9 protein-coding genes are annotated in these 11,499 nt (G+C 56.8%); 2 read left to right on the plus strand and 7 right to left on the minus strand.

What is annotated here, in order from left to right:
• Positions 1–9 precede the first annotated feature (9 nt).
• The 5 genes from NCT03_RS30775 to ligD (NCT03_RS30790) form a co-directional block, all read right to left on the minus strand.
• The gene (locus NCT03_RS30775; protein WP_502800446.1) at positions 10–636 is read right to left on the minus strand and encodes an MFS transporter; all 627 of its coding nucleotides are present in this window, start codon (positions 634–636) and stop codon (positions 10–12) included.
• Between the two features lie 871 nt (positions 637–1,507).
• A complete protein-coding gene (locus NCT03_RS30780; RefSeq protein WP_250495210.1) occupies positions 1,508–2,740 on the minus strand; it encodes an NAD(P)/FAD-dependent oxidoreductase in 1,233 nt (410 codons plus the stop codon).
• A gap of 235 nt (positions 2,741–2,975) precedes the next feature.
• Positions 2,976–4,472: a methyl-accepting chemotaxis protein gene (locus NCT03_RS33930; RefSeq protein WP_284503537.1), complete on the minus strand. Its 1,497-nt coding sequence runs from the start codon at positions 4,470–4,472 to the stop codon at positions 2,976–2,978.
• 364 nt (positions 4,473–4,836) lie between these two features.
• Positions 4,837–5,610: a non-homologous end-joining DNA ligase gene (gene ligD / locus NCT03_RS34255; protein WP_350030195.1), complete on the minus strand. Its 774-nt coding sequence runs from the start codon at positions 5,608–5,610 to the stop codon at positions 4,837–4,839.
• Between the two features lie 61 nt (positions 5,611–5,671).
• Positions 5,672–7,360: a non-homologous end-joining DNA ligase gene (ligD, locus tag NCT03_RS30790; RefSeq protein ID WP_350030196.1), complete on the minus strand. Its 1,689-nt coding sequence runs from the start codon at positions 7,358–7,360 to the stop codon at positions 5,672–5,674.
• 465 nt (positions 7,361–7,825) lie between these two features.
• Here ligD (NCT03_RS30790) and ku point away from each other — a divergent pair, with 465 nt between their 5' ends.
• Positions 7,826–8,752 (plus strand): non-homologous end joining protein Ku, encoded by a 927-nt coding sequence (ku, locus tag NCT03_RS30800; protein WP_250469784.1) that lies wholly within the window; start codon positions 7,826–7,828, stop codon positions 8,750–8,752.
• Complete coding sequence (locus NCT03_RS30805) at positions 8,749–9,591, plus strand: tetratricopeptide repeat protein (protein ID WP_250469780.1); 843 nt, start codon at positions 8,749–8,751, stop codon at positions 9,589–9,591. The genes ku and NCT03_RS30805 overlap by 4 nt, the downstream gene beginning before the upstream one ends.
• A gap of 29 nt (positions 9,592–9,620) precedes the next feature.
• Here NCT03_RS30805 and NCT03_RS30810 read toward each other — a convergent pair whose 3' ends face one another.
• Positions 9,621–9,824, minus strand: coding sequence for a hypothetical protein (locus NCT03_RS30810; protein WP_250469785.1), 204 nt, complete (start codon positions 9,822–9,824; stop codon positions 9,621–9,623).
• 511 nt (positions 9,825–10,335) lie between these two features.
• On the minus strand, positions 10,336–10,623 hold the full coding sequence (locus NCT03_RS30815; protein WP_250469781.1) for a hypothetical protein: 288 nt from the start codon (positions 10,621–10,623) through the stop codon (positions 10,336–10,338).
• Between the last annotated feature and the right edge of the window lie 876 nt (positions 10,624–11,499).

Genomic DNA, 11,499 nt, shown 5'->3' on the forward strand with positions numbered 1-11,499 from the left:
AACCTTTGGTCACCGCACTGCCACGAGCATGCCATACGTGCGCAATGCATCGAGAATGGCCGCCGCGAGGCGCTTACGTACACCTGCAACTGCGATGATTTGAAACGTCGCGCGCCATCCCAGAATATCGCCAATCGCTCTGCCAATGGGCACGCCCGCAACCATGGCGACCGACGTGCCGATAGACACCATTGCTAGTGCGCGCTGTTCTCCCTCTGGAGGGACTAGGCGCACAACAAGCGGAATTGAGACAGACCAAAAGACCGCATGCGCAAATGCAACGCCGATTCGGCCCAGCACGAGGACTTCGAAATTGGGCGCGATTCCAACAATGACGTGGCTGAGGATGAAAATCGTGAAGACTCGCATGAGTAGCGCGCGACGCTCCACCTCTCCGACAAACAACGTCAATGGCAAAGACGCTATCGACACCGTCCAGGCGTAAATGGTCATCACGACGCCTACATCAGTCGGACGCATCCCGAGGCTGTTGCCGATGTCGGACAATAGTCCAACGGGGACGAACTCCGTCGTGTTGAAGATGAAGGCTGAAAAGGTGAGTGCGGCGACGCCCCACCAAGGGGTTTTAAGAACGAATTTGAGTACGTCGACATGCGAATATGCTGGCTTGAACAGGCAGCCTTAACTTGCGTGAAAGTCGCCCGTGAAAGGATGGGCGGGGCACGCTCCGACTAGCACACTTAAGCAGTGATAGCTTGGAGAACGATTGAGAACGCTACGCAGGTCGAAGTGACAATGCAATGGTATCAAGTTCCTCGAATCGGCCGGTGATGCGCAAAATCATCGAGCGCCATTACGCGGTTGAATTTGATTGCCGCGGAGCAAAAGGGTTGATTGGCTGCACCTTCGTTCCATCTTTCACTCGCTCCAGAAGTTGCACCCTAGCCCAATGAGCGGTCAACGCCTCCAACTCACGAACGACATTCGATTCCAATGCCTGCACTCCTGCGTCACCCTGAAAGTTTGACTTGAATGCGTGAAGCAGACGGTACTCTTGTTCGTTGAGGAGACGACCGATGAGGCAGAAGAACTCGTCCTCCCGGGAAGGACTTTCATCCAGAACGTCGGTCGATGCTTGACGACGACGTCCTACGCGAGGACGACGGCAGCGCATAAGTTGCGTATTCCTTGTGCTGAAACTGGGACGACTTGTGATACGGCCGGCGCTATTCTCCACGCTTAGCCATGTCCCGCTTGTCTTTGACTGAGCCAGAACCTCTTTATGCTGCCGCTGTGGAACTGCATGGCCTCGGGCAAAATGTGTCATCCTGCAGACCGAGCTACCGAATTAAGGGGGAAGAGGCTCGCGCTGAGGCGGCGGCCCCCTCACGAAAAAGACTTCCTTCCTATGATGGCTTTGTGTCTCAAAGAGTCTTTAAAACGTCGACGATGTTAAAGAGACATCTAGCGAACCGAGTTTTAACTTTTGACACGCGACCCACTTTAGATTCGTAGACGTACAAGAAACTCGCAGAAATCTATCTACCTAAAATCGGTCTGCGCGGAAAGGCCTCGGGTCCACAAGTGGAAGCTCACCGGTCATCATCTCTGCGACTATCCTTCCAGTTACCGGCCCTAAGGTCAGACCGTGGTGAGCGTGACCGAATGCGAACCACAGGTTTTTGTGGCGTGGCGCAGGGCCGATGATAGGCATCATATCCGGCGTACACGGACGACGCCCGAGCCATGGCTCGGCGTCCACTCGCTCACCAAGCGGAAATGTCTCGCGGGCGATTGGTTCTATCGCTTCGAGTTGCACGGGAGTTTTCGGCGAGTCCCTCAAGCCAAGCTCGACGCCGGTCGTCAACCTGATTCCCCGAGCCATCGGACTGACGACGTATCCTACTTCGCTATCCAAGACTGGCTGATTCAGCGCCGGACCAGCTTTGGCCACGTAGTGCATGTGATATCCGCGTTTGACTTCGAGCGGCAGCGTGTATCCAAGCTTCGCGGTCAAATCGCTCGACCACGGTCCCAAAGCGAGGACCGCCTGGTTCGCTGTGACAACTCCCGCATCTGTGGTGACTCGCCATCCATCTTGCAATGTCGATGCGTCACCGACGAGAATTTCGCCACCCAATTTCTGGAGCAGTTTCGCGTATGCCTTTACGAGGCCCGCAGGGTCACTGACGGAGTCGGCCGAAGTATATCGAACGGCTCTAACAAGCGCGGGACCGAGCGCGGGCTCTGCGTGGTGTAAAGCTTCGTTGGAAAGCGTGTCGAAAGGGATATCGTATTCGTCTCGCCAGCGGGATGCTTCGGCCAGAGCCCTGTTGAATGCCTTGATTGTTCTGAACGCATTTATCCAGCCGCCCGTTCTTAGTAAAGGTTGAGCGTCAGCCGCCTCAATCATCTCGTGATGCTCGGCGACACTATGTTCAATAAGTGCCGAGTAAGCCCTCGCGTTTTCTGCATGACGGTCCGAGCGAGAGTAATGCCAGTAGCGCAAAAGGAACGGTGCCAACTTCGGCATTGCCGACGGATGATACCGAACGTCGGTCGCGCGGTTTCCTGCGTATTTCGCGATGGTGGCAAAGTCACGAGGGAACGCGTACGGATAGACGCCCTCGCGCTGAATTATGCCCGCGTTGCCTAGAGACGTTTCGTTACCCGGAGCCTTGCGGTCGATGAGCGCAACTTTGACGCCTCGGCGTTGCAAGTGAACGGCCACGCAAGTACCGACAATGTCCGAGCCCAGGACAAGTGCATCAAAGTTCATATGCCTTACATTCCATTGGTCACCCGAGTCATAGCGGCGGTGCGCAACGACACAGTATGCCATTGGGCGCGTCTCGGAAGACGTCGCGTCCGTTCGACCGCCTCGGGAGACAATAAACATCCTTGACCGCGATGTTACCCGCGCCGCAACGCTGGGCCGCGAGCTATGCATCGATACGCGACGCCCTATGTTCTGCCGGCAGCCCCCTCGCTCAGTCCGCCAAACAGGGGCCAGCTTACAGTACGAACGCCTTCACTGCAGCGTTGAGTTTGTCCGCTTGGCTATCAAGCGATTGCGCCGCGGCAGCGGCTTCCTCAACGAGCGCTGCGTTCTGTTGCGTCACTTCGTCCATTTGGGTCACCGCACGGCCCACTTGGTCAATGCCTTGACTTTGTTCGGTTGACGCAGCTTTAATCTCCTCCATAAGGTCCTTCACCCGCGCGACCGTTTTCGCAACTTCCGCCATCGTCACGCCGGCTTGGCTCACTAACAAATTGCCCGACGAGACGTGCGTGGTCGAAGTTTCGATTAGGGCCTTGATGTCCTTAGCGGCGGCGGCAGAGCGTTGCGCCAACGTCCTGACTTCACCTGCGACGACCGCGAACCCTCGACCCTGTTCACCGGCACGGGCCGCTTCGACGGCAGCGTTCAATGCCAGGATGTTGGTCTGGAAGGCAATGCCGTCAATCATCCCAATGATGTCCGAGATTTTTGCCGAACTGTCCGTAATGTGCGCCATGGTGTCTACAACCTGAGAGACAACCGCATTTCCGTCCTGCGCAACGCCGGCTGCGTTGACCACGAGCTGTGTTGCTTGGGCTGCGTTGTCCGCATTCTGACGAACGGTACCCGTTAGCTCCTCCATGCTCGATGCAGTCTCTTCAAGCGACGCGGCCTGTTGCTCCGTGCGCGAAGACAGGTCTGAATTACCCGCGGCAATCTGCCTTGACGCGATGCTCACAGAGCCAATTGATTCGTGAACTTCGGTTAGGGCAGTGAAAATCTTTTCCATCAGTGCATTGAACGCCGCAGCTGTTCGGCCGAGTTCATCGTTACCAGAGATTTTTGCGCGGATTTTCAGGTCTAGCGTGCTACCGACTTCGAGCATCGTGCGTTGAATCTCTGCCACCGACCCATTGATGGCCTTGGAAAGAGCAAGGGTCCATCCGATGACAATGAGGAGGACCACAGTCATTACCGTTACGACAGATATAAGTGCCGTTCGACCGGTGCTCTGTGCTTTGGTCTTGAGCGCCTCGGCGCTTTGGCCTCTCTGCACAGTCAGAGACTCGATTGCGGCCTGAAGCGGCTGAAAGTCTCCATGGTAGACGCTCACGACTTGGTCGTTTGCCGATTTCGGGTCGTGCGCAGCGAGCGCAATTAAGTCAAGAGACTTACGGTCGTATGCTTTCCACTTCACCGTGATGTCCTTCATTCGGTCCTGCAATTCGACGGAATCGAACAGGGGCGAGATGACAGAAGACCACTTGCTGATGTTGTCCTCGGCGGCAGCGAAAACCTTTTTGGTGTCGTCGGAGGTTGGGTCGAGCTCGATAGTGGACAACGCGCTCGCCTTAATTTCGGTTAGCCCCCGAACTTGCAGTTCCTGTTGATGTGAAGCTTCTTGTGCGACATCGACGGCGTTGAAACCGACGACCGAGACTGCTACGCAACTGACTGCAGCGGCGAGCGTCAGAAGCATGAGGATGCGGAGCTTGAATTTGATGGACATGGCGGGTAGGGGACGGTGTGCAGGCATCCTGCATCTACGGCAAATTCCGACGGCGCTTGAGTCTCCTTCGGCGATTCAATAGCATCAAGCGTCGGCCAGGTCAGACAATGTCGCTTAGCCGGAGCGTCCGCGTGGCTTTCCTCGGTGGGAAGCTCTCGTGCTGCTATTACTGTGTAAGGCGGTTTAGCATTCAAGATGTTGACTGAACTTGCATATATCGTAAGCGTCGCGTTATTCGTAAGCAAAACGTAGTCTTACTTCTACGGTCCGCTTCCACGGTGTTGCAGATACGCGCCGTGCAAATTCGGCTTCTAAGTCGAGACTGACCTGAGCGATTGCGGCCAACGCCACTGCCCGAATTTAATTACGCTAGCCGCTTTATCGCCGCTGCGACCGTCTGCTTTGTCGTCCAGTACGCCGCCCACGGGTCCTGCGTCTGGAAGCTTAAGTACTCGCGCGCGGTTTGAACGGTCCATTGCGCGCCACTCTTAATTTCAGTCACTTGCTCCCAAGCGATTGGCATCGAGACGCCCATGCCCGGCCGCGCGCGAGCCGAAAACGCCGCCGCCGTCGTTTGCCCTTTGCCGTTGCGCAGGTAGTCGACATACACCTTGCCGAGACGATTAGCCGGCCCTGAAACGGCCGAGAATCGCTCGGGGATTGTGCGAGCGAGATGCCGTACAAAGGCCTGCGAGAAAGATTTCACGGTTGCGTATTCCAGACGAGTAGCTAGCGGCACGACAACGTGCAAGCCTTTACCTCCGCTTGTCTTCAGCCACGCCTCAAGTTTTAGTTCGGCTAGCAAAGTGCGAACGAGAAGAGCCGCCTCTTGAACATGAGACCATTTCACGCCGTCGCCTGGGTCTAAATCGAAGATGACCCTATCGGGTTTGCTGACAACCGGCACCAGCGAGTTCCACGTGTGAAATTCAATGGTATTCATTTGGGCCGCGGACAATAGCGCGTCCAACGTGTCGACAGTCAGCAATGGCGGGTGACCCGGCCAGAGGTCTCGTTCGTGCGCGGTCAAGCCCGGCATCGCTGTACGCTCGGCGTGCTTCTGAAAGAAGAGTTGGCCATCGATGCCGTCAGGCGCGCGCACCAGTGCAATGGGCCTGTCCTTCAGGTGCGGCAACATCCATTCCGCCACGCTCGCCTAGTACCGCACCAGGTCCGCTTTCGTTACCGACGCGGAAGCATCAATCACTCGTTCTGGATGAGTTATCTTTAACTGCGGTAGGGGCTCCGGCGCCTGTGTCGTTCCCGCTTCGCGTACGACGCCGCGAGCGTCCTTGTCGAGACGCAGGCCAATGAAAGACGCTTGGCGAATTACGTTTTTTCTCTGCGGTCCATTCAGCAAACTCGACCTCCGCGACCGACGTCGGTCTAAGCCAGCGCTCGCTTCCAAGTGTACGCTTCGACCATCGCCCTGGCTTCTTGAGCGGCGTGTCGAACGGCGGCTTGTCGACTTCGAATGGCGCGAGGCGCTTCCATAAGTCTCTCGCGGTCTTCGAATCCCATCCAGTGCCAACGCTTCCCGCATCATTGAGCTCGTTTCCTGCGTAATAGCCCAGTAAAAGGCTTCCGACCTCGCTCGACGTACCGGCGCGCGCGGTCATGCCGCAGATAATAAGCTCTTGTCTCAACCTCGCTTTTGCTTTCAGCCACGTCTGAGTCCGGCCCGACTCGTAGCGAGCATCGCGCTGCTTGAGCATCAGCCCCTCAAGTCCCAAACCTGTCGCGGCTTCGAAAATTTGCGCGGCAGGCGCGTCGAAGTCCTGGCTATATATCAGGTGCTCTCCCGCTCCTTGTACGATGGGTGCGAGCAGCGCGCGCCTCGACCACAGCGGCACCTGCCGCAGGTCCTTGCCGTCGAGATACATCAGGTCGAAGAGGAAGAAAATGATGTCCCGGTTTCCTTGGCCATCGATTGCGGTTTGTAGCGCGGAGAAACTCGGGATGCCGTCCTTTAGCACGACAATCTCACCATCCAGCCAGGCGTTCGTCAGCGGAAGATTTTTGAGTTCAGTCGCCAACAGTGGGAATCGAGATGTCCAATCATGTCCATTGCGCGTGAGAAGCTTCACCCGTCCTTTGCTTACCCGAGCGAGTAGCCGGTACCCGTCGAGTTTGGACTCAATTATCCAGTCTCCGCTTGTTGGCAAGGACGGCGCGAGCGTGGCAAGTTGAGGCTCGAATTTCGCTGGAAGTGGCGCGGCAACGGCGGCCGACAGGTCAATGTTCGACTCCTCGGCTCGTCGGCTCTGCGCAATCCGAGGCTCCCGTTCTTCAATAGGCCCAAGTGGGTTTGCTATGACGCTATCCGGCAGAGCTTTGATAACGTCGTACTCGGCAAGCGGACGCGCCCACTCGTCTCGCTTTTTGAAAAGCATCCAAGAATCGGCTTTGTCGCCGGGTTTTGATATCCGCACAAGCTCCCAGAGCCCGGCGAGCTTTTCGCCATGCAACTGAAACAAAATCTTGCCATCTTCCATGCCCTTGTTCGCATCGCCGACCGGCACCCAAGTCCCGCGGTCCCAGACAATTACCGTCCCTGCACCGTACTGCTTCGCTGGAATTATCCCTTCGAATCCTGCATAGCTGATGGGATGGTCCTCGACACGGACGGCCATCTGCTTCTTGCTCGGGTCGTAGCACGGTCCCTTGGGAACAGCCCACGACCACAATACGCCGCCGTGTTCGAGCCGGAAGTCATAATGGAGCCGACTCGCCCAGTGTTTTTGAACGACGAAACTCAAGCGCTTCGCGGTGCGAGTCTTTTTACTGGATTGCGCTGACTCGCTGGGCTCTGACGTGACGCTGAAGTTCCGTTTTTTCTTGTAGCGGTCGAGGGGCGGCTGCGCGGAGGCGTTTCTGTACGAAACCATAGTGGCTCCCTCGGTCTGGAGGCATGTCCGCTGCAAACATTGTGCCGGCGGAGATGTGCGTTCTGCGACTTGTCGTCGTCGTGCGGCCGCTCGCCTGTGCGCAAGACTCTTCGCCAGCGACGCTGCGCCTTGCCGTAAGGCCGGCTGAGCGAGGAGTCAGCGTTGAGATTGTGAAGCGCAGGGGCCCGACGCGAGTGGAGGAGCTACACGTTCCAGTGCAGCCGTCGCCAGTCTTGCTCAGTCCGCACGGCCGAGCGAGGCGCTATCCACCGCCTGTCGATATCACGGCGGGGGTGCCGTTGGAGACTGTCTCTTCAAGCAGAGGGGCGTGACCGACAATTAGACCCAAGCCGCGGCACGCCTAGTGCTATCCTGAGCTTCATGCCGACCTCAGCTGCGGCCGGCTATTCGCTCATCTGGTTACGTCTGGCGAATTTCCAATTCGCTGCCGTCTGGGAGAAGCTCATGGCCGCTCGCTCGATTGCGTCGCTCTCTCTGTCCTTCGGACTTGTTTCCATTCCCGTCCGACTCTATTCGGCGACAGAAAGCTCGTCGGAAGTCCGGTTCAACATGCTGGGGCCGGACGGCTCGCGTGTTAAGCAGCAATACGTCTCGGAGGCAACCGGCAAGGTCGTCGAGCGCGCGCAGATGCAAAAGGGCTACCAGTTCGAAAAGGACAAGTACGTTGTCTTTAGCGCTGACGAACTCAAGGCGCTAGAAGAAGGTGCGAGTCACGTCGTCGAAATTGTCTCGTTCGTGCCCGAAAAGGCAGTCGACCCTCTCTACTACGACAAGGCCTACTTCATCGCCCCGGACAAGCGGGGCGGCAAGCCGTACAGCCTCCTGCAGCAGGCGCTTGCGAAAACTGGCCGGTGTGCGCTCGCAAAGTGGTCGTACAAGGGCAAGACTCGTATCGTCCAGGTGCGAGCCGCCGAAGACGGCATGGTCTTTCAACAACTCCTGTTCGCAGACGAGGTACGGTCGCTTAAAGACCACGACGTCGAGCATGCCGCGGTTTCCGAATCGGAGTTGAAACTGGCGGTTCAAATCATTGAGCAGGGTGCCGAAGACTCGTACGACGCTTCTGCTTACGAAGACGAAGAAAAGAAACGCGTGTTAGAAGCAATCGACCAAAAAATTGCAGGCAAGCAGATTATTGCCGCCGAAGCACACGAGGCGCCTGCAGGCGGAGAAGTCATTGACTTGATGGAAGCACTGAAGGCCAGTCTCTCCAAGGGCAATGGAAAAGCGAAGCCTGCGCCGAAGCGAAGGACTGCGGTCAAGGCCGTTGAAGAAGTTGAAGAGCCCGCTGTACCCAAGGCGCGCAAGCCCGCTGCACGGGCGCCAAAGGTTGCAGCGGAAGCTCCGGCAAAAGTGCGTGCTCGCAAGTGAGCAAGCGCGACGTATCACACCACGTCTCGCTTTCGAAGCTCCAGTCAATGCTGGGTGTTTCGAGAGGTGTCGTGGATGGACTCATCGAGCTTGGACTCGTCACGCCAACGCGTGGACCGCGCAACGCTCTACGCTTTTCTTTTCGCGACGTGGTTCTACTGCGCACCGCGCTTCAACTTCGAACCTCAAACACGACCCCAAGGAAGCTACGTGCCGCGCTTACTCGGCTCAGACGTGAACTTCCTGACGAGCTCCCGTTGTCTGGTATTCGAGTGGCCGCAGAAGGCGACGCAATCGTTGTGAAAAAGGGACCGTCGCGGTGGGATGCCCTAAGCGGGCAGATGCTGTTGGATTTCGAGATTGCCGAGGTTGCTGGAGATGTCGTCTTGCTGGAATCAACGCCCGAACGCAAGAGCCAAGCGGCAGCACAGGCGCGCGAGCGGTACGAGCTCGCTGAAAAGTTGGTGAAGACGGAACCAAGCGCGGCGGAGCTTAACTATCGACGAGCCATCGAGCTATCCCCTGAGCCATTCTACGCCGCGTACGTGGACTTGGGCGCGCTGCTCTGCGAACAAGAACATCAGTGCAGCGAGGCGCTAAGCGTCTTTGACGAAGCGTTGCAGCACTTCCCGTCAGACGCCATTCTGCACTTCAATCGAGCGGTGGCGCTCGACATGATGGACCGCCTTGATGAGGCGAGAGAAGGCTACGAAAAATGTCTCGCGCTCAACCCAGATTATGCGGATGCACATCACAATCTTGCCATTTTGCTGGATAAGCACGGCGACCGGCGCGGCCTTATCCGGCACCTGAATGCGTACCGGAGATTAAGTAGCTAAACGCCAAGCAGCCGCGCTCGAGCTTCTTTCTATTTCGAAGCCGCAGCATCAGGTGCGCTTGCTGCAGCCGCCTGGCTCGCAACCTTTGCCTTCTTCGACGCTTCGTGATGGCCAATTGCGCACCCGGCGGCTGCGCCAACCACCCCGTGATGACCAGCAACATGGCCGGCAACGCCACCGACTGCTGCGCCTTTCAAACATCCCGCCGCGAAAACCGGCGCTGAGAACGCCATTGCCAGACCAAGCGAAACGACGCCGAACAAAACCTTGCGCATACTAGCTCCTATCACGACGGGGGTTTGTGAGACACACCGTCATAACGCCTCAACGCGCAGAAGGGATGACAGCGGACCTGCAGCGCGAACCCTACATATCGAACGAGATTGGCTATGTGCTTTCGCGTCGTATGCCGAGCAAAGCCAGTTACTGCGACGCGACAAATTTAATTGGACGTCCCATTTGTGAGATAGCTCTCTAGAATGAACGTTGCTCTTCCGTTGGGTATGACAAGCCGTGCAGCCTGTCGGCAAATCGATGAAAAACATGCTCAAGAAAACCATGGCAGCCCTTCTGGTCGCCGCATTCGGTCTGCCCGCGATTGCGAATGCTCGACCGCACCACTATCACAAGAAGCACAACCACCGGCATTGTCATCGCCGCCACTACCGTTAATACGCTGTGGACTTACCGTAAGCTGAGCCGAGTTACGCCTGGCTTGTGGTGAGCGAGTGCCACCCCCAGTTCTCATGCAATCGAAAAGGCAACGGCGCTACCGAGCGCTAGCTGAACGAAGCTGCGGAAGAAGCGATACCTTTGGCCGTTAATCATGAACTCATTCTCGCCAAAGGCAGTGCTTTCGAGTACGCCGTCTGTCATGACTGTGCTCAACGTGCCGCGTAACTCAAGGCCTCCCTCGGCGCCCCATGGATTGCCGATATAAACTTCGCAGACGTCATTGCTTGGTTCAACTATGACTACGCAGGCATCGTCAGTGTTGAGCGCAAGTTCCAAGCAAGTGGCGAGTGCATGCATGCAGTCTTCGCCGGGCCGTGGGCAATCATCCAGTTGTGACTCTTCTAGCATTTGCCCCTTGCTTATTTTTGCGACTTTGGTCGACGAGCAGGATTGATTCCGTGAAGCGGATTCCATGGTGAAGAATAAGCCAAATCGGAGCCGAGAGGCGAGTTCACCTCCGCGGGCGCTGAAGAGAGCGCTCGTGTGTCGTTGATTCTGAAAAGGTCGGCTTCGGCGATGTTCGCCGTGTCCCAGTTCGAGTCGTATCGATTTATTAGAAGCTTAAGTGCCGGACAGTAACTACAGTGACGCCGGCCTGCGCCACCGTTTCCGGCGACAACAACTCGTAACTGGGTTCGGTCGAAGGTCGGCTTATGCCGACTCTTGCATTCATTCACTTTGCGACAACTGGTCTCGACGCGCTTACTTCGTTGGCGGTTGCCTCAGCGATTGCGTTCTTCACTGACGTCAAGTCGGTCGGTAACGAGCGCCTCGCTGTTTTTATATTCGCTTGAACAATCAGCGCTTTGAAGTACTTTGAAACCCGGCACCTTCCCCGTAGCGCTCTTTTAGTGACCTTCTTAGTAAATGATCAAGATGTATCAAATCACACAATTTGTTTCAGATTTTCAATGCGTGGTAACGCACATTGTCGGTGTCGCTGCGCTGCACATGAGCGCAGACCGAAAGCTGACGTTCGGAGCAAGTGCCGTCATAAATTTTGTCGGTTCTCCACGGCCGCGCTTGTTGGACCACTTGAACCTGTCCGCATTTTTGTGTGCGAGGCGGTTAGCGGAGTCACCCGCGTGCGTTGGTGAAACGCTCTCCAAACAGGATGGCAAACTGGTTCATCGCGGACGACCAGTCGAACGCCGCGCGTACTGACTTTGCCAG

The organism is Caballeronia sp. GAWG1-1 (assembly GCF_023631465.1).
GTDB lineage: Bacteria > Pseudomonadota > Gammaproteobacteria > Burkholderiales > Burkholderiaceae > Caballeronia.

Excerpts from the sequence above, each read along its gene's own strand:
- ligD (WP_350030196.1), bottom strand. The coding sequence starts at position 7,360 with ATGGTTTCGTACAGAAACGCCTCCGCGCAGCCGCCCCTCGACCGCTAC.
- ligD (WP_350030195.1), bottom strand. The coding sequence starts at position 5,610 with ATGTTGCCGCACCTGAAGGACAGGCCCATTGCACTGGTGCGCGCGCCT.
- NCT03_RS30810 (WP_250469785.1), bottom strand. The coding sequence starts at position 9,824 with ATGGCGTTCTCAGCGCCGGTTTTCGCGGCGGGATGTTTGAAAGGCGCA.
- ku (WP_250469784.1), top strand. The coding sequence starts at position 7,826 with ATGGCCGCTCGCTCGATTGCGTCGCTCTCTCTGTCCTTCGGACTTGTT.
- NCT03_RS30815 (WP_250469781.1), bottom strand. The coding sequence starts at position 10,623 with ATGCATGCACTCGCCACTTGCTTGGAACTTGCGCTCAACACTGACGAT.
- NCT03_RS30780 (WP_250495210.1), bottom strand. The coding sequence starts at position 2,740 with ATGAACTTTGATGCACTTGTCCTGGGCTCGGACATTGTCGGTACTTGC.
- NCT03_RS33930 (WP_284503537.1), bottom strand. The coding sequence starts at position 4,472 with ATGTCCATCAAATTCAAGCTCCGCATCCTCATGCTTCTGACGCTCGCC.